The organism is Thermonema rossianum DSM 10300 (assembly GCF_000426825.1).
Lineage (GTDB): Bacteria > Bacteroidota > Bacteroidia > Cytophagales > Thermonemataceae > Thermonema > Thermonema rossianum.
This window is the reverse complement of the sequence record NZ_AUGC01000016.1, coordinates 14,325-39,515: the sequence shown is the minus strand read 5'-3', so window position 1 is coordinate 39,515 and position 25,191 is coordinate 14,325. Positions and strand designations below refer to the sequence as shown.

The following is a 25,191-nucleotide window of genomic DNA, read 5'->3' as shown; positions in this document are numbered from 1 at the left end:
CCTCAAAAACGGAACGAAATATGTCAGTTTTAATATTTGTTGAAACCAATGAAGGCAAAGTAAAGCCTTCGTCTTTGGAAGCTGTAGCCTATGGTGCTAAAGTAGCCGAAATGGTTGGCGGAAGTGCCACCGCCTTGGTGCTGGGCGAGCTGCCCCAAGAAGAGCTCGAAGCTATTGGTGGCTATGGTGCTCAGAAAGTGATGCACGCTGCCGACAGCCGCCTCAACCAAGTGAACCTGTTGGCATATGCCGAAACTTTGGCACAAGCCGTAGAAGCCAGCGGTGCACAGGTAATCGTGATGGCCAAGTCGTCGTTGGGCGACCCGGTAGCTGCCCGTGTAGCCGGCCGTTTCAAAGCCGCCTTTGCCGGCAATGTGGTAGAGTTGCCTGCCAAAGAAGGCGATTACTTGAAAGTGAAACGCAGTGTATATACCGGCAAAGCATTTGCCTACACCATCTTGAAAGGCGAAAAGCAAATCATTGCCATCAAGAAAAATATTCTTCCGGTAGAAAAAACCGATGCAAAGGCAAGCATCGAAGCTTTCAGCCCCAATCTGGATGACGCGCTCTTCAACCGTGTAAAAACAGTGAAGGTAGAAAAAGCCAGCGACGAAATATCATTGCCCGAAGCCGACATCGTGGTATCGGGTGGCCGCGGCCTGAAAGGACCCGAAAACTGGGGCATGATTGAAGAGCTGGCGAAAGTGCTGGGTGCTGCTACCGGCTGTTCCAAGCCTGTATCGGACATGGGCTGGCGCCCGCACCATGAGCACGTAGGCCAAACCGGTGTAAAAGTAAGTCCGAACCTTTACATAGCCATCGGTATATCGGGCGCTATTCAGCACTTGGCCGGTGTAAACTCCTCGAAGTGCATTGTAGTAATCAACAAAGACCCCGAAGCACCTTTCTTCAAAGCCGCCGACTACGGCATTGTGGGCGATGCCTTTGAAGTGGTGCCCAAACTAACCGAAGCCCTCAAAAAACGCTTAGGCAAATAGGGATGCACTTCAATAGCATATTTTCAAGAGGCAGTCTTGTAGAAGGCTGCCTCTTTTTGTATTTTTAGGCGTAAAATCATCCAACTCTTTTATATTTGCAAGCCGGAAAGGCTTGGCAAGGCTTTTTTGATTGTAACCTTAAAAAACGAAAATAACCGTGCAAGTAGAGTTAGAAATATTAGGTTTGTCGAACAGCCAAGCGCAAACCGGTTCTTTTGCGCTTATTTTGGGCGAAGTGAACGGTAACCGGCGCCTCCCTATTATCATTGGCATGTTTGAAGCACAAGCCATTGCCATAGAGATAGAAAAAATACGCCCCAACCGCCCCATGACACACGACCTCTTCCGCAGTTTGGCAGAAGCTTTCGACATATCGGTGCGCGAAGTCATCATTTCCGATCTTCGCGAGGGGGTGTTTTATGCCCAACTGGTTTGCGAGCGCGACGGACAAACAGAGGTAATCGATGCACGCCCTTCTGATGCCATTGCCATTGCCATCCGCTTCAATGCCCCCATTTATGCCGAAGAATCTGTTATGGACGAAGCCGGCATTGTCATCAATACCGAAGATGAAGAGCAAGGAATGGAAGAAGAAGTGGAGGCAGGCGAACGCCCCGAAAGCTTTGAAGAGCAGCTAAAGCATCTGCCTACCGACCAGCTTCAAAAAATGTTGGAAGAGGCGCTCGAAAAAGAAGACTACGAAAGAGCCGCCAAGATACGGGACGAGTTGAACCGCCGCAATTAGTCTGCCTTTTTTGTGCGCTCGCCTGTCTGTCGTTGGTTTCGGGGGTGAAAACGATGGACAGTATCGCGCAGATAGTCCATATCCAAATGAATATACACTTCGGTGGTGGTAATGGACTCGTGCCCCAGCATCTCCTGCACAGCACGCAAGTCGGCGCCCCCCTCTATCAGATGCGTGGCAAACGAGTGTCTGAAAGTGTGAGGGCTCACTTTTTTTTGAATACCGGCAATCTTTGCCAGCTCTTTGATGATAGTAAACACATAAACACGCGTTAGCTTGGTGCCTCGCCGGTTCAGGAACACATATTCTTCATGCCCCTTTTTCTCTTTTACATGCTTGCGCACGGTGTCTAAATACAACTTCAAGTATTTGCGGGCACTGCTGCCTATGGGCACAAAACGCTCTTTATCGCCTTTACCTATCACTTTTAAAAAGCCTATCTCCCAATAGAGGTTCCCTGTTTTCAGCTCGATGAGCTCCGAGACACGCAGCCCACAGCTGTAGAGCACTTCCAACATGGCTCTATTGCGCAAGCCTTCATCAGTAGAGAGGTCAATAGCCGACAAAATAGCATCTATTTCCTCCACACTGAGCGTATCGGGCAGGCGCCGCCCCAGCTTGGGCGCCTCAAGCAACACGGCGGGGTCTTCCGATATCAAATCTTCGAGCTGCAGAAAGCGGTAAAAAGCTTTGATGCCGGACAAGATGCGAGCCTGTGAGCGCTCGGCTACCTGTAGCTCCCGGTTCAGATAGTACAAAAAGCCGGACAGCTGCTCGGTATGTAAGCTGAAAGGGCCTGCTGCCGGCTTCAGCACCTCCACGGCATATGCCTTCAGCTTGCGCACATCGCGCACGTAGGCCTGCACCGAATTGGCAGACAGCGCCCGTTCGGCCGAAAGATAGTTTTTAAAGCGCTCTATGTATAAATCCCACTGTTTGGCAAGTGTTTCTGTCATAAGTCATCATTTCCGGCTTTGTTTTTAGCCTCGTCGTTGTCTTGCAACAGATTGTATATCAAAAAAACTACAAACCCGATACCGGCAAGTACAATGGCTATTTTCAGAATCCCCATAATGAAGCGGAGTGCCAACAGAATAATAGCTACCGCTGCAATCAGATAAATGACTTTTTCTATTTTTCCCATAACCGAAGGTGTTTTGGTTTGTATTGCTTAGTGCACTTCATGAAAGAATGATAGCAGCGCCACTGTTTAAAATTGAGCACTTAGTTAATAACTTCAAACTCAACCCTGCGGTTGCGCCGCTTATCTTCTTCGGTCACTTCGGGCACCAAGGGGCGCGTGCTGCCATAGCCTACGGCTTCGATCCGGTCGGGCGGGAAATTGCCTTTTTGAAGGATATAGTTACGAATGGCTTCGGCACGCCGCTTAGAAAGCTCCAGGTTGAATTGCTCGTTTCCGTCCGAGTCGGTATGACCGGAAATGCGCAGGCGCACGGTGGGGTTATCTGCCAAGAAAAGAACCACCTTGTCTAAGTCGGGCTCCATTTCCGGCAAGATATCGGCTTTTCCCGGTTCGAATTCAATAGACGCAAACTGGAACTTACGGAATTTAAGGGAAGTAGCCTTCAAGGTAATGGTTGTGTCACCTTCCAGATAGAAGCGCTGTTGTATGCGGAAGAAATCCTCGCCGGTAATAATGACCAGGTAGTTGTTGTTTTTTATCAAGTCGAATTCATAAGAGCCATCGGGGCGCAAATATTTTGGGGCAATTTCAATGCCGTTGTCTAAGTCAATAACAGCCACAATGCCTTGAAAGGGGTTGCCCGTTTCAGAGTCCACCACATAGCCTTTGAACAAAGTGGTTGCTTCGGGCTGCGCTTCCATAGGCAGCGGAAAAGAGTAAAGGTCCAGATTTTCTATATCCTCCGGTTCGGAACGGGCATAGTACAAATACTCAGCTTTGGGGTCTATAGCGAAGTAGTACTCACTGCCGGCCCCATTCACCAAAGGACCAATATTGATAGGCTCTTGCCAGCGCCCCCCTACCCGGTAAGCTTTGTAAATATCGAAGCTGCCAAAGTTCACCAAATGACCATCCGAACTAAAGTAAAGGACGTCATACACCGGATGCATAAAAGGGCTGACTTCATTGCGCCGCGTGTTGATGGTTGGGCCTAAGTTTTGCGCCGGTGCCCATGTTCCATCCGGTAGTTTATAGGTAAAGTAAATATCGGAAAGCCCAAAACCACCGATGCGGTCAGAAGCGAAGTAAAGAGTGTCTTCGTTATGAGACAAAGAGGGATGCGAATCCCAAGCCACACTGTTTACATTGGGCCCCAAGTTTTCCACACGCCAAGTGCTGTCGGCTTGCAAATAAGCCACATACAAATCGCAGTTGCCGTAGCCATCGGGGGCTTCGCAACGGGAGAAGTAAATGGTTTTACCGTCTTTGGAAATATGGGCAGACCCTTCGTTGTAAATCGTGTTCAAGCCTTTGAACTCTTCTGCCATATCCCAGTAATCATCTACCTTGCGGCAGAAGAAAATATCTTCATTGGGCACTTCTTCGCCGGTGGCCGTCTTTCTTTTGTTTCGTTTGGAAGTAAAAATCAACAAATTGCCCGAGGGGCTGATGGCAGGGGCATAGTCGGGTGCCAATGAGTTGACCCAATCGCCCATATTGAGCAAAACGCCTTGCGGTGGACGCAAGGTATCGATAAGCTTGCGGTATTCTACCAATTCATAATAATACTCCAAAGGCACATAATAGTCCCGGTCGTTGATGGTGAGCGAGTCATAATATAATTCCATTTGACGCACGTTGGGCCCCCTGTGGTGCTTCAATACGATGCGATACATACTTTTGGCAAGTTCTATGTCGTCGAACAGCTCCATCAGCTTGCCCAACTGCCACAACAAGTCGGTATCGCGATAGAAGTTTTCTACTCCAAAATTCATGACATAACGGTAAAGAAGCTTATAAGCTTCTTCAAAGTCACGCTTACGAAAGGCCCGGCGAATACTCTCCAACTCCTTTTCGTTGTAGTAGTAGGTACGCTTGTTCACATAAGGGAAAGCAAAAGTACTTCCCTTATATCGAGCCAGCACACTGTCGGACTTGATAACAAAAGACTCCTTGTTTACCTTGTCAATTTGTGCGTAACTCTGAACTATTGACAAGTAAAGTATGAAAAAAACGACTCCAAAGCGCAAAAAAACACTGCTCATAGTAGTATACCCGATTCAATGAGAAGTCACAGTCACTTAGTTTTTATTACCTTTGCAAACTGTAAATACAAGTAAACAAAAACACGCATCCTATTTACTAAGTAAAGGAAATTAAAGCAATAAGCCAAACATTGCATGCCTTTACTATACGCAACAAGCACCCTTTTGGATACCTAATCATATAACTTTGTAACTTTTATGATAAGACATATGCAAGCAGACGAAGGATTCGAGATGCTTCCCCTGCTCAACGAGGAAGAAGAGGCCGGCCTTCGTAAGCGCCCTATACCCTCCCCTTTGCCTATCTTGGCCGTACGCAACACAGTGCTGTTTCCCGGTGTCATCATTCCGGTTACAGTGGGGCGCGAGAAGTCCATGCAACTCATTCAGCAACATGGCAAGCAAGGTTCTATCATTGGCATTGTAGCGCAAAAAGATGAACAAATAGAAGACCCCGGCAGCCAAGACCTTTTTCAGGTAGGCACAGCCGCCCAAATACTAAAACGTGTCAACCTCCCCAACGGGCAGGTAACCGTCGTATTGCAAGGCTTAGGGCGTTTTCAAATTCAACAGTACGTCCAAGAGGAACCCTATTTCATAGCGGAGGTTGAACCTCTTTTAGAAACAGATGCCAACACCCACAGCGACGAAGCGCTGGCACTTAAAGAAAACCTGATGGATGCCGCCCGTCGCATGATACAGTTGCATCCGGAGCTCTCGGAAGATGCTTACGCCACTCTGTCCAATATTGAAAGCTTTCATTTTCTGGTCAATTTTTTATCGGTGCAGCTGCAAATAAGCCTGCCCGAAAAGCAACGCCTGCTTGAAGAAAATGACATCATTCGCCGGGGCATGGCACTGCTCGAGCAGCTACTCAAAAATATACAGCTGCTGGAGCTGAAAAATGAAATTCAAAAGAAAGTACATAGCGACTTAGACAAGCAGCAACGCGACTACTACTTGCGTCAGCAAATCAAGGTGCTGCAGCATGAGCTGGGCTATGAGCACGAAGGTGCCCTGGTGGAAGAGTTCAAAGAGAAGGCGGCTCAAATGGACTGGCCCGAAGAGGTAGCCAAACACTTCGACAAAGAGGTGAACAAGCTACTGCGTCTGGCACCGGGCATGCCTGAATATGGCATACAAGTCAACTACCTTGAACTGCTACTTGACCTGCCATGGGGGCGCTTTTCGCAAGACAAGCTGGACCTTCAACATGCAAAAAAGATATTAGACCAAGACCACTACGGGCTGGAAAAAGTAAAAGAGCGCATCTTGGAATTTTTGGCAGTGATGAAGCTCAAATCGTCGCTGCAAGGTCCTATTCTTTGCTTATATGGCCCTCCGGGGGTAGGCAAAACCTCCTTGGGCAAATCCATTGCCAAGGCGCTGGGACGCCAATACGTGCGCATGTCATTAGGTGGCTTACACGACGAAGCCGAAATACGGGGGCACCGAAAAACCTATATTGGTGCCATGCCGGGCAAAATCATTCAGTTACTACGGCGTGCCGGCTCATCTAACCCCGTGTTTGTGCTGGATGAAATCGACAAAATAGGCAGTGACTTCCGTGGTGACCCTGCATCGGCTTTGTTGGAAGTGCTGGACCCCGAGCAAAACAATGCCTTTGTGGATAACTTCTTGGAAGTGCCGTTTGACCTCTCGAAAGTGCTTTTCATTGCTACTGCCAACACCTTGGATACCCTGCATCCTGCCCTCCGCGACCGGATGGAAATCATAGAACTAACCGGATACACTATAGATGAGAAGTTGGAAATAGCCAAGCAGTACTTGGTGCCTAAACAACGGGAAGCCAACGGATTGAGCGGCAAGCAGGTGCGTGTGCAAGAGAATGCTTTGCTTACGCTGATTGAAGAATATACACGGGAGTCAGGTGTCCGGCAACTCGAGCGCCAGGTGGGCAGCCTCATGCGCAAAGTAGCCAAAGCCGTAGCCATGGAAGAGGCGTACCCCAAGGTTATTAAAGCAAGCGATGTGTATAAATTGTTAGGAAAACCACCTTATCACAAAGAGCTAAGCGAAGAGAATTTGCCGCATGGGGTGGCTATAGGGCTGGCTTGGACGCCCGTCGGCGGTGATATTCTTTACATCGAATCGCTGCTCACCCGCGGCAAAGGTAAGTTGACCTTGTCGGGACGCTTGGGCGAGGTGATGAAAGAATCAGCTACCACCGCTTTTACTCTTTTAAAATCACAAGCCGAAGCTTTAGGTATCGACAGCCGTCTTTTTGAAGAGTACGACTTACATATTCACGTACCTGAAGGCGCCATTCCCAAAGACGGTCCTTCGGCCGGCATCACCATACTTACTTCGTTGGCTTCGCTATACCTGCAAAAACCCGTACGCAACGGATTGGCCATGACCGGCGAAATCACCTTGCGCGGCAGAGTGCTTCCGGTAGGTGGCATCAAAGAAAAACTACTGGCAGCCCAACGTGCGGGCATTCAAGAGGTGATTTTATGTGAAGCCAACCAAAGAGATGTGGAAGAAATCAAATCGCCACTTATCAAAAAGCTCAAGATAAAATACGTGCGCACGGCGCAAGAAGTGCTCAAGCATGCTTTACAGCTTTAATTGAAAGCCGCCTTTTAAGGCGGCCTATTTGTTTGTCAAAAACTTTATATTTTTCAATATTTCATTATATTGAGACAATCAACTGAGCACCTTTACCGTCTAACCCAATGGAAGCATGAAAGCCTCTCGCGCCGGATTATTCATAGTGCAACTTATGCTCATATGGCTCTTGGCAAGCCCGCGTGTTTATTCGCAGGGGCAAGCCGGCACGCATTATCTCTATCATTCTGTGTTCATTTATAATTTTTGCAAATACATACAATGGCCCGAAGACAACCGCCTGCATATTATTGGCGTGCTTGGTGACTCGCCTATTTTGCAGGGGCTCTACCGCATGGCGCGTGCCAAGAGTTCGCCTTATATGCGTTTTATCATACGCAAGTATGAGGACATCGACGCCATAGAATCCAACTGCCACATTTTATTTATTCCCAACTCTTTCCCTCTCAACAACTATCGAAAAACACAGCTGATTCAAAAAATCAGCAAGCTGCCGTTGCTTGTCATCACAGAGAACGAAGAGTACATTCAAGAGTTTAGCGGCATCAATTTCATTGTAAGAAATGGAAAACTCCTTTTTCAAATCAATCCGCAAAACATCGAAAAAACAGGCTTGAAAGTATCTTATCAGTTGTTACGCTTAGGAATTATTGTTCAGAATAAATGAAAACCTTTAGCCGGCTTATTTTGCTGCTTGCCTGTGTTTGGGCTGCTTGCCGTCATGCAACAGCCCAAGCCTACAGCCAACAGTCATTTCAGGTGCTGAACCTTGCCTCCCACCCTCGCGGTGCCGCGCTGGGCGAAAGCCAAACCATTGCCGACAGCACAGACCTTTTTGCCTGGATGACTGCCCCTGCCATGCTGAATGGCAACAATACGCGCAGGGCGGCCTTTGGCTTTCAGAGTTTGCGCGAGGGCATGACCTACAGCAGTGCCACCATGGTGCTTGCTTTGCGTCGGCAGTATCCTTTGGGCATAGGCATCCGGTATTTGAATTATGGTAAGATGGACGCTACCGATGCCAGCGGGCAAAGCACCGGCACTTTCCGTGCGGCCGACTATGTCATAGAGATAGGAAGCGCCCACCGCATGGGAAACTATGGCATAGGGCTTACAGCCAAGTGGGTAAACAGCCAAATTGCCGAGTATGGGGCGCATGGCTTCGCCATGGATTTGAATGCGGTTTTTATTCACCCCACCGCCGATTTTCATTTCAGCGTACTGTTGAAAAATATTGGTTTTGCCACTGCCGCCGTAGGTCAAAGCACTACGCCACTGCCCTTCGATGCGCGCATTAGCAGCATTTTCAAGCCGGCCCATATGCCGGTCCGGTTTTATCTGACGCTTTCACGCCTTCACGACTGGCAACAAACCAAAGGCATAGAAGGTGCTTCCGAGTGGCTCAGCCATACAGGCGTTGGGGCTGATATACTCCTGCACAAAGCTTTTCAGCTGCAGGTGGGCTTTGACGGACAGCGCAACCAATCGTTGCGTTACCGGGACTTCTCGCATCGCGCCGGCTGGTCGCTGGGTTTCCGCCTTTTGCTAAGGAGACTACAAGTTTCTTATGCACTTAGTGGTTATCAGGCAGGTTATCCGCGCCATTTTTGGGGGTTGCAAATTCATTGGTAGTTTTTTAAAAGAGAAAGGGGCTGTTAGTAGCCCCTCTTCTGTTGATTTATTTCGAAGTCAGTTGCTTATGCAAGCACTTCCTCTACCGGCACATACGGCAGGTTGAAAGCTTCTGCCACTGCTTTATAAACTACTTTGCCATGTACTACATTCAAGCCGAGCTTAAGTTCATTGCTGCGCAGGCAAGCTTCGCGCCATCCTAAGTCAGCCAAACGCAAAGCATAGGGCAAGGTGGCATTGGTCAGTGCCAGGGTAGAAGTGTAAGGCACGGCACCGGGCATGTTGGCTACACAATAGTGCAATACGCCATCAATGACAAAAGTGGGGTTTTCGTGTGTAGTAGGTGTGCAGGTTTCAATGCATCCGCCTTGATCTACTGCCACATCTACCACCACCGTGCCGGGACGCATGGTCTTAAGCATATCACGGGTAATGAGCTTGGGTGCTTTTGCCCCGGGAATCAGCACGGCTCCAATAATCAAGTCAGCTGTTTTTACAGCTTCGCGGATATTGTATTCATTCGACATCATGGTGCGCACATTGGCAGGCATAATGTCAGCCAAATAACGCAGGCGCTGCAGGTTCACATCCATGATGGTCACGTTGGCACCCAAACCGGCCGCCATCTTAGCCGCTTGTGTACCTACTACCCCTCCACCAATAATCAATACATTGGCAGGCATTACCCCCGGCACACCGCCCAATAAAATACCTCTGCCACCTACGGGCTTTTCAAGGTATTTGGCACCTTCTTGCACGGCCATACGCCCCGCTACTTCAGACATAGGAATAAGCAAAGGCAGGCTGCCATCTGCTTTTTCCACGGTCTCATAAGCAAGGCAAACGCCTTTTTGCTCAATCATTGCCTTGGTCAGCGCTTCTGAAGAAGCAAAGTGGAAGTAAGTAAAAACAAGTTGCCCCTCGCGAATCAGTTTATATTCCGGTTCGATGGGTTCTTTTACTTTCACAATCATTTCTGCCTTGGCATACACCTCTTCGATGGTGTCGAGCAGTATGGCTCCTGCTTTTTCATAGGCTTCATCGGCAAAGCCGCTGCCTTCACCGGCACTTTTTTGCACATACACGGTGTGTCCACGCTTTACGAATTCTGTAACTCCTGCCGGAGTTACGGCTACGCGGTTTTCGTTATTCTTGATTTCCTTAGGTACACCAACTATCATGATATTGACTGTTTTAAAAACCGTGAGCAAATATAGGTATTTGAATAAAAGAAAGAAACGATTGAACAGAATAAATACACCGCTTTATCATAGGCTTTCCGATAAAGGCACAAAAAAACAGCGCTACGGTTGGTAGCGCTGTTTGGTTTATCGTTGCCTTATGGCTTAGCGAATAGCATCTTGGAACTCGGTAGAGTTGAAGTAGTTCATGAATTCCAAGTCTTTGGCAGCACGTGCACGCAGATCGCTATCCAGCTCGATGGCTTTTTTCAGGGCTTTCAGCATCTCGGTCGCGTTGCCTTTGCGGGCAGCGGTGATAGCTTTGCCATAGTAGCTCAAGCCATCGTTCGGAGCAGCTTTGATAGCCGCATCGAAGCTTACCATTGCTTTGTCGTAATCTCTGTGCAGCAGCTGAGCCAATGCTTTGTTGAAGAGTACTTTATGGCCATTGCCGGCAGCAGCAAATGCCTGCTCAGCTTCTACGTATTTATTGTCGTCGTAAGACTTGGCTTGCTTCATCAGCATGATACCTTTGGCGCCATTCAACTTACGCATGGTGGCGGGGTTGTCGCTGCCTACTTCAATAGCGCGGTTGATGGCTTGTTCAGCTTTGGCTTTGTCGCCTTTCATGGCATATGCCAAGCCAAGGTTGTAGTTTACTTCGGCAGTTTCGTTTTTGTTCTTAGCTATTTCCAAGTGGGTGATGGCATCAGAAACCAGTTTTTCACGTTTAGCACTGTCAGTTTCTTTCAATGCCATTTCCAGCTTAATAGCAGCCAAGTTGTTATGAGCTACATAGCTGTCATTTTTCTTGATGGCAGCTTCATAGATGGCTACTTTCTCTTCCATATCAGGTGTCATGGAAGCAGCATAGAGCAATTCAGCTTCGGTCAGCTCATCGGTAGATTTTTCACCTTTGGCAATTTGGCGAGCCAAAGAGGCAATCTCAGCATCGGTTTTTTGCTTGGGACCTTGCAATACGTCGGTACGGGCATAACGCAACTTGGGATATACCTCGTCCATCAGTACATCATAGTAAGGCTTGTTGTGCAGGGCTTTTTCGCGCTCTACAAAGCTGCCTTCACCTTGCATGATGCTCTTGATTTCTTGCTTTTGCTCAGCAGTCAAAGTAGTGTTGGCATCTACGAGGCTGAAGAACTCAGGCAAGGTTTCATCCAAAGTTTGGGTAGTAATTTCGAAAGTTACTTTGTCAAGTTCTTCTTTGGCGTAGTTGTACTTCTTCATTTGGTCGAGATAGTACTTCTTCATCACCGCAGCACGCTGATCAGCCAAGTTGCGGTTGATGGTTTCGCGACCTTCGGGCGAGTGCGAACCTTTGATGTTTACGGTTGATTTGCCGTCTTTTTCTACGAGCATTTTAGAAGCTACGAAGGCATCGATGGCAGCGCCTTTGTCGCGCACTTCTGCGCTTTGCAGTTTTGCACTGCCCTGCTCGAAGTTGAAGTCAACATATACTTGCTTCACTTCTTGCTTGCCGTAGCCATGGTCAAGCACAGCGAAGGTGCCTTCGCCTTCGTTGCCCAAGCCATAAGGCTCATCCAAGAGGTCTTTCACCAAAGTAGAGGTGGTAATCACGCCTTTGGCTACGGGCATCTGAGCCGTTGATTTTTCTTTGTTGTTTTTGGTGCTGCGGGCAAAGCCTTTTACTACGAGGTCGCCACGCTCGAACTGTTCTTCATAGTCGAAGCTCATGGCTTTTTCGATGCGGGGCTCTTCCTCGTTGCTTTGCGGCAGGTAGTCGTTCGATACAAAGGTGATAGAGCCTACATCTTTTTTGAAGGTCTCTTGTCCTTCTGCTGCTCCCTCATTGACAAAGAACACTTTCAATTCGTATTCAGTGTCTTTTTTCAACATTTTTACGGGGAGCTTGGCAGACATTTTAAAGCTTACTACACCGCCGTGCAGTTCCAGTGGATTGGGGTCGACCTTTAAGTCTTGTTCTTTTGCCATCTTGGTCATTTGGCTTAAGCTGTTACAACCAGCTAAACCTACTGACCCGGCAATGGCAAGGGCAATAAGAGCGTTGCTATACTGTTTCATAACTCGTTTGTTTGTTTAAGTTGTTCAAATTTTGCGAAAAATAAACAATTTTACTAAATTCAATCAAGAATTTTGCAAAAAAGGCGCTCAGCCTTTTGCATTTGTCAAGTTAAACGAAATGGGGCATGGAAAGGTTACGGGATTTTATTGAGTGGCGCTTTTTTGGCGTGTGCACGCTGCTTGCCGAGCGGCTTGGTGTGTCTATTTTTAGTGTACGCCTTTTCTTCATTTATTCTACCTTCTTAACCTTCGGCTCACCAGTGTTCGTTTACCTTGCCATTGCTTTTATTACCCGTTTACGTCGTTTTTTGCGTTGGCGCCGTGCTTTGCTTTTCCGGGAAGGGTAACTGCCAACACAAGTCAGAAAACCGCCTTTTTTTACGGGCGAAATAGTTCCACACAATACTTCCCGGATAGGTAACTTTTTGCCATGCAGATGGAGACACCACACGCAAACGTTTTTTATGGGCATAGAAGCTTCTATGCGCTTTTATGACTGCCCACAGATGGCGGAGGTCACAGCTTTGCACAGATAATGCAAGCGCCGCCGGTGCATCGGCCAGCAAGCGAAGAAAAATCTGCCATTGTTTTTGGCGGGGCGGCAAATGTTTGTAAAGCAGAAATAAGCTGTTTCGAAAATTAAGATAGGTTTTTTGCGGATTCTGCTTGTGCAGGGTGCCACCGCCCACATGATACACCACCGAAGCAGGCACACAGTAAACACTGCGCCCATTTGCCCACAAACGCAGGCAAAGGTCTATTTCTTCCATATGTGCAAAAAACAAGGGGTCGAAGCCTCCCATTTGTTCCCAGTCGGCAGCACGCACGCAAAGGCAGGCACCGGTTGCCCACGCTACCGGAGCGGGGCTATCGTACTGCCCCCTGTCTATTTCACAGGTATTGAACAGGCGCCCCCGGCAAAACGGATAGCCATAACGGTCGATGAAGCCCCCTGCCGCCCCGGCATATTCAAATTCGGAAGTAAAGGGGTTCTCTGCTTCCGGATTGTAACGCAGTACCTTGGGCTGACAGGCTGCTATGCGTGGGCACGCATCCATCAGGTCTATCATGGGCGCCAACCATCCCTCAGCCGGGCAGGCGTCGGAATTCAACAGAATGAAATAATCGTATTGCTTGGGCAAAGCCCCGATGCCCCGGTTATAGCCTTCACAAAAGCCGTAGTTTTTCCCCAGTGCCACACAAGCTACTTCAGGCATGTGTTGCCGTAGCCATGCAAGGCTGCCGTCGGTGGAGCCATTGTCCACCACCCAGCAGTCGGCTTGTGGCGAGCGCGCGCATACCAACGGCAAAAACGTCTTCAGCCAGTGCAACCCGTTATGGTTCAAAACAACAATGGCGACCTTTTTTTGCATGAGCCCTTAACGATTCATCAAAAAATCCAAACCGGGGATGTTGGGCATGCTGTCTTTCATTGTCTTTTGAAGATATTCTTGGGCTGCTTCTTCGGCTTTTTGCATAGCTACATTGATGGCTGCCACCACCAAATCTTGAAGCACTTCTTTTTGCTCAGCGGTAATCAAAGAAGGATCTATCTCTACCTTCAATACTTGCTTCACACCATTGACACGCGCTTTTACCAATCCTGCCCCGGCTTCGCCTTCGGCTTCTATTTCTTGCAAGTGCGCTTGTGCTTCTTTCATTTTGGCTTGCATCTCTTTGAGTTTGCCCATTATATTGAACAGGTCCATAATCGTATTTGATTTTTTAGGTTAAATGTCTGCTTCAAGGAGGGGTAAAGGTACGAAAATCACTGCTTAAACTTAATAACCAACAAGGTGTAATCGTCGCGCAAAGGACGGTTTTGTAAGAAATGATTCACTGCGCGGTTGATTTCCATCATAATTTGTTCCGCGCTTTCCGCTGCATGCAGGCGTATCAAGTCCATAAGCCGCTCTACCCCAAACTCTTCGCCTTTTTCATTACGCGCTTCGGTGATACCATCGCTGTATAGCACCAAAATATCGTGGGGCTGATAGGTCAATGTTGATGTCTTGTTCAGCTGTAAAAAACGCTCGCTATTCACAATGCCCATACCAATGCTGGGGTGTTTAATAAGTTCGACCCGGCGCTTGGCGGCACTGTAATAGATGGGGAAGCAATGCCCCCCCCGTAGTATCTCTACCGTATGCCGGCGGGTGTCGATATGAAGCAACGAAAGCGCAACAAAAGTACCCTTGGGCACACAAGTATTCACTGCCTGATTGATATATTTTGCCAGTACCTCAAGAGGCAGCTCGAGTGGGGCAAGCCCCTGAAAAATGCCCTTCACCTCTGCCATATGAAAAGCAGCACTGGTGCCTTTTCCTGAAACATCGCCTACGGCTAAATACAGGCGGCTTTCATCGACGAGATGGAAGTCATAGTAATCGCCTCCTACTTCATGGGCAGCCGTGGAGATGGCTTGTATCGATAATTTATCGGTAACCGGGAAGCGTGCAGGCAACAAGCTCTGCTGTACGTTTTTGGCAATTTCCAGCTCTCTCTTATACCGTTCTGTATTGATGATTTCTTGTATAAGACGTTTGTTTTCAATAGCCACGCCTACCTGTTTGACAAAAGTATCGATCATTTCAATTTGCTCTTGCTGAAAAGGCTCATCGGCATAGCGTAACAGCAGCAAATCGCCCAACTTGTGGCTGTGGCTTACTATGGAAATGCTGTGATGCGTCTTAAAGGGAATAGCTGTCAAAGTTTCTTTCGGCACATTGCTGCCGGGCAGGGCTTCCAGCAAAGCGTGATAAAGCTTTTGGTTCTGAATATGTGCTTTTACTTTACGTGCTTCGGTAAGTGAAATGTTTTTTGTAAACAAATGGGTGGACATTCCATCCGGCGCCACTGCCTCCAAAACCACCGCATCGGCTTGGGCTGTGCGATAGGCTTGCTGCAGCAAGTTTTCAAAAAGCGCTTCTTCGGTATCACTAATTTGCAAGGACTGGGTAAGCTCTTGAAAAGCAAGGATGTCTTTTAGTTTGCTTTCAAATATGCGGCTAATAGGAATATTGAACAACAATACCAAGCTTGCGAGTATGCTATAGAGCACCACAAAGCCGGCAGCAGCCAGCAGATATACGTTATAAACGACGTTGAACTCAAGCAAGTTGCGCTGATGGTAATTGTAAAAGTAAAGACCAAAGTAGCCATATGCAAATACGGCAAGCGCTATCATGACAATGGCTTTTCCCTTCTCATTCACATCCAAGTAGGCAACCCAACGCAGGTTTATCGAGAGCATGAAGGCAAGTACCCCCAATACCAACAAAGATATCCACACCGGCGGGGCACTTACGGGAAGGCGAAAGTAATTAAAGATAAGTGTAGCCAGCAGTAAATAACTAAATACTGTCCAGTAACGATGTACGCGCCGGGGCGCTTTTTTGAAGAGTAAGTTACGATAAGTAAACAGCATGATATGGCTCGCCAAGGCAAAAAGAACTATATGCATCAAATAGCTGATGTACACATAGCGCGCTGCCCAAGACAGTAAAGAAGTATGCCACAAGGTAAGCAGCAGTTGCACAGCTGCTCCAAACAACATGATTAGCAACAAATAATGCGCTTGGCGCTTCAGATGAAAAAGCGCTGACGCTTCCCGGTATTTTTCAGACTTATAGTCTGCCCAGAAATAACAGCCTATTAAAAAAATATTGATAAATGCCCCCTGCAGATAAACATCGACATGCACCAGCCAGCCTTCCCCTACACTCAGCAAGATATAGGCGGTCGTATTGGCTGTAAACAGCAGCAACCAGCCCAATATGTTGGCATATAAGTAAGACCTTAAAGCTTCTTTTCCGGGCTGCCACATAGCACTATATACTTAAATGGCGGGCAATCAGTGCGGCTACGCTTCTAATCTCTACCAATGGATGACCGGCATATTTCAGTGCATTGGGGTGTGTATTGGTCGCTATGATTTTTTCAAAAAGACCTGACTGCTGAATCCGTTCCACGCACTGCCCCACAAAGATACCATGCGTAGTAATAGCTATAATGCGACGGGCACCAGCCTCTTTGTAGGCTTGCGCTGCTTTTATAAGCGAGCCACCTGTGCGAATCATATCGTCATAAATGATGACGGTCTTTCCTTCTACATCGGCATTCACGCCTGTAATGGCTGTTTGTTCGCCGCTCAGTCGTTTTTTAAACACAAAAGCCGCTTCCACGCCCATGTCATTGGCAAGCGATTCTACCCACTTGGCACGGCCGGCATCGGTGCAAGCCAGCACAAAATGCGCCCCACCATACTGCCGTGCGGCTTCTATAATCACAGGTTTGGCATAAACATGCAATGCTGTTACATTGCCTTCAAAATAGTGCGGTATGCCTTCGGTGTGCAAATCAATCAAATAATACTTCACCAAAGTACCTGTATTGGGGATTGCCGACAGCAGGCGGGCACGGGTTTTGGCAGTAACGACCTCACCTTGTCGCACCGCACGCTCCATGGTTGAGTAACCAAAGAAAGGAATAACAATCCGCAAAGACTTGGCACCATATTTGGCAATGGCATACGCCAAGTCATAGAGCTCGAGTGTATCCACATCGGAAATGGTTCCGCCAATCAGCATAACGTCGCGTCCCTCCACGCCGGAGAGCAAACACTGATAACGCTCGCCGTCGGGGAACACACGCCGCTCTACCGCCCCTTTTTCTACTGAAGGCATCAAATCGGCTACTTCGTCGTAAAGATAGCGGTAATTCTCGGTGCAGAAAAGTAAAGGTGCAGGCATAAAGGCAGGCATTCGATTTAAGAAAGCAATATATAAAAAAATATAGTTGCAGAAGCGGTAGAGCATAAAACAAAAGAAAGCGGTACAAGACCGCACTTGCCCGCTTTCGTCATATGTTCACTCAAACAACTTTCGGCCTACTGAATAAGCAAGCGCTTACTGAGCCACTCCCCTTCCATTGTTTTTATCTTTACTATGTAAAGACCGGGCGGCAAGGCCTCCACATTCACTACCTGCTCTTTGCCCTGTGCTTGTAAGTCAAGCTGCAATGTACCATAGGTGTCGTATAGGTGGATTGCTTCGATATCTTTCGAGCAACGCAAAGTAACAATTCCGCCGGTAGCCGGGTTGGGACTCATATTGAAGCGTGCTGTGGCTGCTCCTTCTTCTGTCACTTCCACCGCTTTCCATTGCGAATGGCTTATGGTGCCGTCTCTGTCTTCGATACGCAAGCGGTAGTAAAGGGTTCCTTGCTGCCAAGGCATATCCACGAAGCTATAAGAGCGCAACAAACGGCTTTCTCCGGCAGCAGCCACTTCGCCTACAGCCTCTACGTTTTTCATGTCTATGCTGCGCTCAATCACAAACTTGTGTGTGTTGATTTCCTGGGTAGTAAACCATTGTAGTTTTACTTCCCGGCGGGTGGGCATGTATGCAACCTCAAAACCGTACAGCTCTACCGGCAAGGGCACAAAGCCTCCCGTTATTGACCAGCCGGTACTTGCGCAGTTGCCTGCGGGGCAAGGGCTGCCCGGCGTTGAAGTGCTGTTGTTGCAAGTGGTGCAATCGCGTCCGTTTTGTCCGGGAACAGCTATCACATTCGTAGCAGCGGAAAAATCCTTGTTACTAAGGAAAGCACCTACACCACCGCCGCCACCGCCACCGTGGGCCGCATTATGATTCACATTGCCGCCATTTCCACCACTTACTTCAATGGTCAACAAACAAGGCATTGTGATATTGCCGGCTTCTACAAGAACGCTTCCGCCGGCACCGTCGTTGCCGGTGCTGTTGGGGGCATCTTCTCCATTGGCACGCAAAGCAGGTGCCGCCCCACAATTGGTAGAAGTAATGGTTCCGGCACGCAGGATGATGATTCCGCCGCCATTGCCGCCACGGCTGGCCCGGTTGTTATTTTGTTGACCGGCGCCACCGCCGCCGCCCATAAATATTTTGTTTACGATGGGATCATACATTAAGCCTACCCCGCCAATACCGGCACCTGTAGTGCCTCCGGCACCGGGCCACCCTCTGCCGCCATTTCCGCCACTTCCCAAGTTGGCACCACCACCGCCACCGGCATTATGAGGATTGCCACCACCACCGGCATTGGCTACTTTGCCACGCCCGTTGGGCTGATTGGGCAGGGCAATGCCTTCACCCTTTGCTGCATAGCCATTATTATTGGTGCGGTAAGTATTTTCATCATTTGAGCCGCCATTGGGTTGAGAGTTGGGACTTCCCCCTCTGAAGCCCAAACCACTCACATCTATGGAAGCATTCAGGGTGAGCGTATTTTGCACCTCCAAAGCCACCACACCACCGGTGCCATCTGCGGCACTCCAAGGCTTGGCAGTTACGTCGCCCGCAATAGTCAAGTTACTGTAAGAAGGTACAGACACCAGCTGCACTGCCCCGGCAACATCGTAGGTGCGTGCTACGGTGTTAAAAACCACACGGTAGTTACCCCCTCCTAAGTTGATGAGGTTGCTTACTGTGGCAAACTCATAATTACCGGCATTACCGTAATCTCTGAGCTCGCCATATCTGTCGTTGTTTCCATTTCTGGCAGAGGCGCCCTTCATTTGAATGATTAGCACCGTACGCCCCGCTGAGAAGTCAGATACATTGCCATACACATTGTTCATGTCAAATTGGTTGCCGCTAATATTGGTAACGCGCGCATAGGAATTGATAACGCCTCCCAAAATGGTTTGTGCAAGCACTTGCCCTGTCCACACTACACTTAAAACCAAAGCGACAATAAACTTTTTCATTTGTACGATGCATTTTTTCACTCTACAAAAATAGTAAGACACTCACTATCAGAAACTAAAAACTCGATAAAGAACACACTTGACTCGATAAAGGAGCCACTTTACTCGATGAAGTATGCTTGCCGAGTATTTATTGTTTAATACAGATTATTCTACAAATGATGCAACTATAATCCTGAAACTTACTATATTTGTACACACATTCAACATTCATAGCTGGTTGAAGGATTGGGAGACTTGCAGCATCTTTATGCTGTAAGTCTTTGTTTTTTATTTGCCGGTAAGTGATTATCTTTCATCAAGTCGTTTATTTATTGACAGCTGCAACTTACATGAACGGTACGCCGCCGGTAGTATTTCGCCCACTGATGCCCGATGACGCGGAGCGCCTCTTAAAGCTATATGAGGGGCTGTCGGCTGAGTCGCGCTTTTATCGTTTTCAAACCTATACAGAGCATCTGGATGAAAGCACGCTACGGGCATATGCCCAACAATTTGCACAAGTCAATTACCAACATGACTTCGCTTTGGCTGCTTGCCTGAGGCAGCAGGCAGAAGAAGAGATTATAGGCGTTGCCCGCTACATGCGCCCTTCAGAAAAAGTCAAGAGTGCCGAATTTGCCATTGTTGTGCGAGACGACTGGCAGGGCAAGGGACTGGGGCACGCGCTCATGCTGCGCCTTTGCATACATGCACATGCGCAAGGCATTTGCCGCCTATATGGCACTTTCATAGGACACAATGAAGGGATTGTGCGCCTTTTGGTGCGCTTGGTACCTTCAGATTTTTTGAAAATAAAAATAGAAGATGGTGAAGGGCACGTGTGCATTCACCTGAAAGACGAATGGCTGCTGCCCTACAGAAAAAAAATAAGGGAAGACGAGCTGCTGCCGCCTTCCCTCAGGGACCATGAACAAGATAGCGATTAGCGCACAAACAACAGCTCGCGGTATTTGGCAAGTGGCCAAAGTTCGTCGTCCACCATGAGCTCAAGTTTGTCGCCACGATAGCGGATTTCATCAAATAAAGGCTTCACCTCGTCAGTATAAAACTCGGCGCGCCGGCGTATGTCTTCAATCTTATTGGCTTCTTTGCGCTTGTCTATCATTTCTTTGACCTTCTTCTGCAGCATGTTTACATGCTCAGCAATTTTGCGAATGGTGATTTTAATAGATTCGAGATTTTCTTCTTCAATGCCGGCACGCTGCATGCGCTCGAAGGCCTCAAGCAGGCGGTTCTGGTAGTTGATAGCCGCCGGAATAATGTGATTGAGTGCCAGCTCGCCCATCATGCGTGATTCAATCTGGATGCGCTTCACATAATCTTCCAACATGATTTCATAGCGAGCCTCCACTTCGCGTTTGGTAAACACACCTTGACTTTCAAAAAGCGCCACCGATTCGGGCTTCACAAAGGCTTGCAGTGCCCGCACGCAAGATTTAATGTTGGTCAAGCCGCGTTTTTCGGCTTCTTTTGCCCACTCTTCCGAGTAATTATTTCCTTCGAACAAGATGCGCTTCGATGCTTTGATATAGTTACGCAGCACGCGTACGATGGCTACTTCTTTCTTTTCGCCCTTCTCTATGAGTGCATCCACGTCCTTCTTGAATTGCTGCAATTGGGCTGCTACTGCCGTGTTCAATACAATCATGTTCGAAGCGCAGTTGGCAGAAGAGCCCACGGCACGGAATTCGAATTTGTTTCCGGTATAAGCGAAAGGCGAGGTACGGTTGCGGTCGGTGTTGTCACGCAAAACAGGCGGTATCTTACTGATGCCCACCTTCATGTAAAGGTTATCGCCTTTGTTGATTTTGATGGTAGCTTTTTCTTCCAGCTCTTCCAATACCTTGGTCAATTCGTCACCTATAAATACGGAAATGATAGCCGGCGGGGCTTCATTGGCACCTAAGCGGTGCTCGTTGCCTGCCGACATGATGCTGGCACGCAGCAAGTCGGCATGGTCGTGCACTGCTTTGATGACGTTCACAAAGAAGGCAAGGAAGCGCAAATTTTCCTTGGCTTTGGTACTGGGAGCCAAAAGGTTAACCCCGGTGTTGGTCATCATAGACCAGTTGTTGTGTTTGCCGCTTCCGTTCACCCCTGCAAAAGGCTTTTCATGAAAGAGCACCTTTAAATCGTGGCGGTCGGCTACCTTCTCCATGATGTCCATCAGCAGCAAGTTATGATCAACTGCCACGCTGGCCTCTTCGAAAGTGGCAGCACATTCAAACTGCGCCGGTGCCACTTCGTTGTGGCGGGTGCGTATCGGAATGCCCAGCTTGATGGCTTCGGTTTCAAAGTCTATCATAAAAGCACGCACACGTGCCGGAATAGAGCCGAAATAGTGATCTTCGAGCTGTTGCCCGCGCGCGGGGGTGTGTCCAAAGAGGGTGCGCCCACAGGCTACCAAGTCGGGGCGGGCATAATACAAAGCCTTGTCTATGACAAAATACTCTTGCTCGGGTCCCAAGGTAGCCATTACACGGCTTACCTCCCGGTCGAAGTACTGACAAACAGCAGTAGCAGCTTTGTCAAGGGCATGCAGGGATTTGAGTAGAGGCGTTTTGTAGTCCAGCGATTCGCCGGTATAAGAAATAAAGATAGTAGGAATACAAAGCGTTTTGCTGCCGTTGATTTCCATAATGAAAGCCGGCGAGCTGGGGTCCCATGCCGTGTAGCCACGGGCTTCGAAAGTGGAGCGAATACCACCACTGGGCAGCGAAGAGGCGTCGGGCTCTTGCTGTGCCAATTCGGAGCCTTTAAACTTCTCGATGGCTCGCCCTTCGCTGTCTATGTCAAAAAAGGCATCATGTTTTTCTGCGGTCAGGCCGGTTAAGGGCTGGAACCAATGGGTAAAATGGGTAGCCCCTTTGCTGATAGCCCAGCTTTTCATGCCGGCGGCTACGGCGTCGGCCAGCTCCAGGTCGATGGTTTCGCCATGCTCTATGGCATACATGAGTTTTTTGTAGGTCTCGTGGCTGAGATACCGGCGCATGGCTTCTTTATTGAAGACCTGCGTAGCAAAATAGCGAGTTACATTTTCCTCCGGCTCTTGCACTTGTACGGCCGGGCGGTTTTGTGCGTCGAGGAGGGCGCGAAAACGAAGTGTTGGCATGTTTTTTTAATTTTAGGTTTAATTCGATACCCCAAATCTAAAAAACAAACACTTTCTATCAAAAATATGGTTAAAAATTTAACCTTAATTTAAGAAAATAACACAGTTTTTTCAAAAAACAGGTTCAAAAAAGGACCTGTAAAGCAAAAAAGAGCTATTGATATGTATCGACACAAAACATGTATCTTTGAAAGACAGTAAACAACAGACCTTTGGCAAAGGAGCGAATTATTTTAGGCATTGACCCGGGCACCCAAGTAATGGGCTATGGATTGATACGGGTAGAGGGCAATCGTTTGGAAGCCATACACTATGGCGTCATTGAGTTGCACAAGCTTAGCAGCCAGGCGCTCAAGTTGAAGCGTATTTACGAGCGTGTCAGCCAATTAATAGAACACTATGCACCGGATGAGGTAGCATTGGAAGCCCCCTTTTACGGAAAGAACGTGCAGTCTATGTTGAAGCTGGGGCGGGCGCAAGGCGTAGCTATGGCGGCAGCACTGGTGCGTGAAATACCTATTATGGAGTATGCACCGCGTAAAATAAAGCAATCGATCACAGGCAATGGCAATGCTTCGAAAGAGCAGGTAGCCGGCATGCTGGAAAGGCTCCTCAATATACGTTTCGAAGACGACACCCTCTTGGATGCCACCGATGCCTTGGGGGTGGCTGTTTGTCATTACCTGCAAAGTGGCTTGCAAATCAGCAAGGCGAAAAGTTGGGATGCCTTTGTGAAAGAAAACCCGGATCGCATAAAAAAAAGTCGCTGAGTGCTTTGTCTTCTTCAATGCTAACTATACTTTTGCCTTTTAACAAGCAAACAGACAGTAATCTTATAGCCTTCATAAAAAGCATTTACTTATGTTAAGAACGCATACTTGTGGAGAACTTCGAATACAGCATGTAGGACAAAAAGTGACTTTATCCGGCTGGGTACGTGCCATTCGCGACAAAGGGCACCTGCTTTGGATAGACCTGCGCGACCGCTACGGCATCACTCAATTGCTGATTGAGGAAGGCAAAGCACCCGAAGCGTTGCTCAAAGTTGCACGCACCCTGGGGCGCGAGTTTGTAGTGCAAGCAAGCGGAACGGTGATTGAACGCGCTTCAAAAAACGACAAAATTCCCACCGGCGACATAGAAGTGGCCGTTGATAGCCTGAAGGTGCTTAATGCTTCGGATGTGCCCCCTTTCTTGATAGAGGATGAAACCGATGGTGGTGAGGACCTGCGCATGAAATACCGTTACTTGGACTTGCGCCGTGACATCATGCGCCGCCGATTGGAGCTACGTCACCGGGCAGCCCGTGCTACCCGCGAATATTTGGATGCCCGGCAATTTATTGAAGTAGAAACGCCGGTACTCATCAAATCAACGCCGGAAGGAGCCCGCGATTTTGTGGTGCCTTCGCGGCTGCATCCCGGGCAGTTCTATGCCCTGCCCCAGTCGCCACAAACCTTCAAGCAAATATTGATGGTCGCCGGTTTTGACCGCTACTATCAAATAGTGAAATGCTTCCGTGATGAAGACCTGCGCGCCGACCGCCAGCCCGAATTCACGCAAATAGACTGTGAGATGTCTTTCGTGGAGCAAGAAGATATCTTGCAAATGTTTGAGGGCTTGGTCAAGCATATATTCAAAAGCGTGAAAGGCATAGAACTGGACGACTTCCCGCGGATGAGCTACGACGAAGCCATGCGCCTGTATGGCAGCGACAAACCCGATATCCGTTTCGGCATGACTTTCGTCGAATTGAACCACCTGGCCAAAGGCAAAGGCTTTCAGGTATTCGACAACAGCGAGCTGGTGGTGGGCATTTGTGCTCCGGGATGTGCCAATTATACCCGCAAACAGCTGGATGAGCTCACCGACTTTGTACGACGCCCACAAATAGGTGCCAAAGGATTGGTTTATGTGAAATACCAAGAAGATGGCTCGTTTAAGTCGTCGGTAGATAAATTCTTTTCACAAGACGACCTCAAGCAATGGGCAGAGGCTATGGGCGCTCAAGCCGGTGACCTGCTGCTCATACTTGCCGGCGAAGCGGATAAAACGCGCAAGCAACTTTGCGAGCTGCGCTTGGAGATGGGCAACCGCCTGGGGCTGCGTCCCGAAAATGTTTACCGTCCTTTATGGGTGATTGATTTCCCACTGCTGGAATGGGACGAAGAAACCCAACGATATTATGCCATGCACCACCCCTTTACTTCGCCCAAACCCGAAGATATTCCTTTGCTTGACAGTGAACCGGGCAAGGTACGCGCCAATGCCTACGACATGGTCATTAATGGCGTGGAGGTAGGCGGCGGCTCTATCCGTATCCACGACCAAGCGCTTCAGAAAAAGATGTTCCAAATTTTAGGCTTCAGCGAAGAGGAAGCAGAAGCACAGTTTGGCTTTTTAATGAATGCCTTCCGCTATGGTGCACCGCCTCATGGGGGCATTGCATTTGGCTTTGATCGCTTGTGTGCTTTGATGGGTGGCAGTGAGTCTATTCGCGACTTTATTGCTTTCCCCAAAAACACTTCCGGCCGTGATGTAATGATAGAATCCCCCTCGCCCATTGCACCCGAACAGTTGGAAGAACTGGGGCTTTGCCTGAAAAACCCTCGATAACCGGGGGCGGCTGATAAAAGAAGCAGCCTGTAAAGCGGCTGCTTCTTTACGTTTCATTTTTTTTTGAAGAAAACACTTGCATATTATTTGCCGGTATTTTATATTTGCAACGTCAAAACAATGACAAGCCTCCCTAGCTCAATTGGTAGAGCAACTGACTTGTAATCAGTAGGTTGCAGGTTCGAGTCCTGTGGGGGGCTCTCAAACGAAAGCCGCACTGCATGGTGCGGCTTTTTGTTTTTATCTATTCTTTCGTTTCTTTTTACACAAAATTCATCTTTTGCCACTTTTTTATGCCGGTCAATTTCATTAAA

General features: G+C 48.4%; 20 protein-coding genes and 1 tRNA gene. 10 read left to right on the top strand and 11 right to left on the bottom strand.

Annotation, left to right across the window (positions count from 1 at the left end; all coding sequences use genetic code 11):
* Nucleotides 1-20 precede the first annotated feature (20 nt).
* Together K384_RS10665 and K384_RS10660 are read left to right on the top strand one after the other, a co-directional pair.
* On the top strand, nucleotides 21-998 hold the full coding sequence (locus K384_RS10665; protein WP_038032171.1) for an electron transfer flavoprotein subunit alpha/FixB family protein: 978 nt from the start codon (nucleotides 21-23) through the stop codon (nucleotides 996-998).
* 157 nt (nucleotides 999-1,155) lie between these two features.
* On the top strand, nucleotides 1,156-1,743 hold the full coding sequence (locus tag K384_RS10660; protein ID WP_038032169.1) for a bifunctional nuclease family protein: 588 nt from the start codon (nucleotides 1,156-1,158) through the stop codon (nucleotides 1,741-1,743).
* On the opposite strand, the gene xerD is transcribed toward K384_RS10660, so the two are convergent.
* The 3 genes from xerD to K384_RS10645 all read right to left on the bottom strand — a co-directional run bounded on the left by xerD (nucleotide 1,740) and on the right by K384_RS10645 (nucleotide 4,932).
* The gene (gene xerD, locus K384_RS10655) at nucleotides 1,740-2,699 is read right to left on the bottom strand and encodes a site-specific tyrosine recombinase XerD (protein WP_051633330.1); all 960 of its coding nucleotides are present in this window, start codon (nucleotides 2,697-2,699) and stop codon (nucleotides 1,740-1,742) included. The two genes, K384_RS10660 and xerD, sit on opposite strands and share 4 nt — an antisense overlap.
* Nucleotides 2,696-2,887, bottom strand: coding sequence for a hypothetical protein (locus K384_RS10650; protein ID WP_038032167.1), 192 nt, complete (start codon nucleotides 2,885-2,887; stop codon nucleotides 2,696-2,698). The genes xerD and K384_RS10650 overlap by 4 nt, the downstream gene beginning before the upstream one ends.
* Before the next feature lie 80 nt (nucleotides 2,888-2,967).
* Nucleotides 2,968-4,932, bottom strand: coding sequence for an OmpA family protein (locus tag K384_RS10645; protein ID WP_038032165.1), 1,965 nt, complete (start codon nucleotides 4,930-4,932; stop codon nucleotides 2,968-2,970).
* Between the two features lie 198 nt (nucleotides 4,933-5,130).
* On the opposite strand from K384_RS10645, the gene lon reads away from it, so the two are divergent.
* The 3 genes from lon to porQ all read left to right on the top strand — a co-directional run bounded on the left by lon (nucleotide 5,131) and on the right by porQ (nucleotide 9,156).
* Nucleotides 5,131-7,524 (top strand): endopeptidase La, encoded by a 2,394-nt coding sequence (gene lon, locus K384_RS10640; protein ID WP_051633329.1) that lies wholly within the window; start codon nucleotides 5,131-5,133, stop codon nucleotides 7,522-7,524.
* A 115-nt stretch (nucleotides 7,525-7,639) separates the two neighbouring features.
* Complete coding sequence (locus K384_RS10635) at nucleotides 7,640-8,191, top strand: YfiR family protein (RefSeq protein ID WP_038032163.1); 552 nt, start codon at nucleotides 7,640-7,642, stop codon at nucleotides 8,189-8,191.
* On the top strand, nucleotides 8,188-9,156 hold the full coding sequence (gene porQ / locus K384_RS10630; protein WP_038032160.1) for a type IX secretion system protein PorQ: 969 nt from the start codon (nucleotides 8,188-8,190) through the stop codon (nucleotides 9,154-9,156). Before K384_RS10635 ends, porQ begins: the two co-directional genes overlap by 4 nt.
* 65 nt (nucleotides 9,157-9,221) lie before the next feature.
* Here porQ and ald read toward each other — a convergent pair whose 3' ends face one another.
* Entirely contained in the window at nucleotides 9,222-10,337 is a 1,116-nt protein-coding gene (ald, locus tag K384_RS10625) for an alanine dehydrogenase (RefSeq protein ID WP_038032159.1), read from the bottom strand.
* A 165-nt stretch (nucleotides 10,338-10,502) separates the two neighbouring features.
* Nucleotides 10,503-12,398: a tetratricopeptide repeat protein gene (locus K384_RS10620; RefSeq protein ID WP_038032158.1), complete on the bottom strand. Its 1,896-nt coding sequence runs from the start codon at nucleotides 12,396-12,398 to the stop codon at nucleotides 10,503-10,505.
* A gap of 125 nt (nucleotides 12,399-12,523) precedes the next feature.
* On the opposite strand from K384_RS10620, the gene K384_RS13615 reads away from it, so the two are divergent.
* Nucleotides 12,524-12,745, top strand: coding sequence for a PspC domain-containing protein (locus K384_RS13615; protein ID WP_071837491.1), 222 nt, complete (start codon nucleotides 12,524-12,526; stop codon nucleotides 12,743-12,745).
* Here the strand turns inward: K384_RS13615 and K384_RS10615 are convergent.
* The 5 genes from K384_RS10615 to K384_RS13990 form a co-directional block, all read right to left on the bottom strand.
* Nucleotides 12,695-13,771 carry a glycosyltransferase family 2 protein gene (locus K384_RS10615; protein ID WP_051633328.1) on the bottom strand — a complete coding sequence of 359 codons (1,077 nt, stop codon included), beginning with the start codon at nucleotides 13,769-13,771 and terminating at the stop codon, nucleotides 12,695-12,697. The genes K384_RS13615 and K384_RS10615 overlap by 51 nt on opposite strands.
* 6 nt (nucleotides 13,772-13,777) lie before the next feature.
* Entirely contained in the window at nucleotides 13,778-14,107 is a 330-nt protein-coding gene (locus K384_RS10610; RefSeq protein WP_038032157.1) for a YbaB/EbfC family nucleoid-associated protein, read from the bottom strand.
* A gap of 59 nt (nucleotides 14,108-14,166) precedes the next feature.
* Nucleotides 14,167-16,224 (bottom strand): PP2C family protein-serine/threonine phosphatase, encoded by a 2,058-nt coding sequence (locus K384_RS10605; RefSeq protein WP_038032156.1) that lies wholly within the window; start codon nucleotides 16,222-16,224, stop codon nucleotides 14,167-14,169.
* Nucleotides 16,225-16,228: 4 nt separating this feature from the next.
* Nucleotides 16,229-17,149 carry a ribose-phosphate diphosphokinase gene (locus K384_RS10600; RefSeq protein WP_038032191.1) on the bottom strand — a complete coding sequence of 307 codons (921 nt, stop codon included), beginning with the start codon at nucleotides 17,147-17,149 and terminating at the stop codon, nucleotides 16,229-16,231.
* A gap of 137 nt (nucleotides 17,150-17,286) precedes the next feature.
* On the bottom strand, nucleotides 17,287-19,146 hold the full coding sequence (locus K384_RS13990; RefSeq protein WP_038032155.1) for a T9SS type A sorting domain-containing protein: 1,860 nt from the start codon (nucleotides 19,144-19,146) through the stop codon (nucleotides 17,287-17,289).
* Nucleotides 19,147-19,478: 332 nt separating this feature from the next.
* Between K384_RS13990 and K384_RS10590 the strand changes: the two genes are divergently transcribed.
* Complete coding sequence (locus tag K384_RS10590) at nucleotides 19,479-20,075, top strand: GNAT family N-acetyltransferase (protein WP_038032154.1); 597 nt, start codon at nucleotides 19,479-19,481, stop codon at nucleotides 20,073-20,075.
* Here K384_RS10590 and K384_RS10585 read toward each other — a convergent pair.
* Nucleotides 20,072-22,261, bottom strand: coding sequence for a glutamine synthetase III family protein (locus K384_RS10585; RefSeq protein ID WP_038032153.1), 2,190 nt, complete (start codon nucleotides 22,259-22,261; stop codon nucleotides 20,072-20,074). The genes K384_RS10590 and K384_RS10585 overlap by 4 nt on opposite strands.
* 212 nt (nucleotides 22,262-22,473) lie before the next feature.
* On the opposite strand from K384_RS10585, the gene ruvC reads away from it, so the two are divergent.
* From ruvC to K384_RS10570, 3 genes are all read left to right on the top strand, one after another.
* Entirely contained in the window at nucleotides 22,474-23,031 is a 558-nt protein-coding gene (gene ruvC / locus K384_RS10580; RefSeq protein ID WP_038032152.1) for a crossover junction endodeoxyribonuclease RuvC, read from the top strand.
* 91 nt (nucleotides 23,032-23,122) lie between these two features.
* A complete protein-coding gene (gene aspS, locus K384_RS10575; RefSeq protein WP_038032151.1) occupies nucleotides 23,123-24,877 on the top strand; it encodes an aspartate--tRNA ligase in 1,755 nt (584 codons plus the stop codon).
* A gap of 127 nt (nucleotides 24,878-25,004) precedes the next feature.
* Nucleotides 25,005-25,077, top strand: a tRNA-Thr gene (locus K384_RS10570).
* The last annotated feature ends 114 nt before the right edge of the window (nucleotides 25,078-25,191 follow it).

Bases quoted from the DNA above. Each gene is read 5' to 3' on its own strand.
- K384_RS10665 (WP_038032171.1), top strand. From the start codon at position 21: ATGTCAGTTTTAATATTTGTTGAAACCAATGAAGGCAAAGTAAAGCCT.
- xerD (WP_051633330.1), bottom strand. From the start codon at position 2,699: ATGACAGAAACACTTGCCAAACAGTGGGATTTATACATAGAGCGCTTT.
- K384_RS10650 (WP_038032167.1), bottom strand. From the start codon at position 2,887: ATGGGAAAAATAGAAAAAGTCATTTATCTGATTGCAGCGGTAGCTATT.
- K384_RS10645 (WP_038032165.1), bottom strand. From the start codon at position 4,932: ATGAGCAGTGTTTTTTTGCGCTTTGGAGTCGTTTTTTTCATACTTTAC.
- lon (WP_051633329.1), top strand. From the start codon at position 5,131: ATGATAAGACATATGCAAGCAGACGAAGGATTCGAGATGCTTCCCCTG.
- K384_RS10635 (WP_038032163.1), top strand. From the start codon at position 7,640: ATGAAAGCCTCTCGCGCCGGATTATTCATAGTGCAACTTATGCTCATA.
- porQ (WP_038032160.1), top strand. From the start codon at position 8,188: ATGAAAACCTTTAGCCGGCTTATTTTGCTGCTTGCCTGTGTTTGGGCT.
- ald (WP_038032159.1), bottom strand. From the start codon at position 10,337: ATGATAGTTGGTGTACCTAAGGAAATCAAGAATAACGAAAACCGCGTA.
- K384_RS10620 (WP_038032158.1), bottom strand. From the start codon at position 12,398: ATGAAACAGTATAGCAACGCTCTTATTGCCCTTGCCATTGCCGGGTCA.
- K384_RS13615 (WP_071837491.1), top strand. From the start codon at position 12,524: ATGGAAAGGTTACGGGATTTTATTGAGTGGCGCTTTTTTGGCGTGTGC.
- K384_RS10615 (WP_051633328.1), bottom strand. From the start codon at position 13,771: ATGCAAAAAAAGGTCGCCATTGTTGTTTTGAACCATAACGGGTTGCAC.
- K384_RS10610 (WP_038032157.1), bottom strand. From the start codon at position 14,107: ATGGACCTGTTCAATATAATGGGCAAACTCAAAGAGATGCAAGCCAAA.
- K384_RS10605 (WP_038032156.1), bottom strand. From the start codon at position 16,224: ATGTGGCAGCCCGGAAAAGAAGCTTTAAGGTCTTACTTATATGCCAAC.
- K384_RS10600 (WP_038032191.1), bottom strand. From the start codon at position 17,149: ATGCCTGCACCTTTACTTTTCTGCACCGAGAATTACCGCTATCTTTAC.
- K384_RS13990 (WP_038032155.1), bottom strand. From the start codon at position 19,146: ATGAAAAAGTTTATTGTCGCTTTGGTTTTAAGTGTAGTGTGGACAGGG.
- K384_RS10590 (WP_038032154.1), top strand. From the start codon at position 19,479: ATGAACGGTACGCCGCCGGTAGTATTTCGCCCACTGATGCCCGATGAC.
- K384_RS10585 (WP_038032153.1), bottom strand. From the start codon at position 22,261: ATGCCAACACTTCGTTTTCGCGCCCTCCTCGACGCACAAAACCGCCCG.
- aspS (WP_038032151.1), top strand. From the start codon at position 23,123: ATGTTAAGAACGCATACTTGTGGAGAACTTCGAATACAGCATGTAGGA.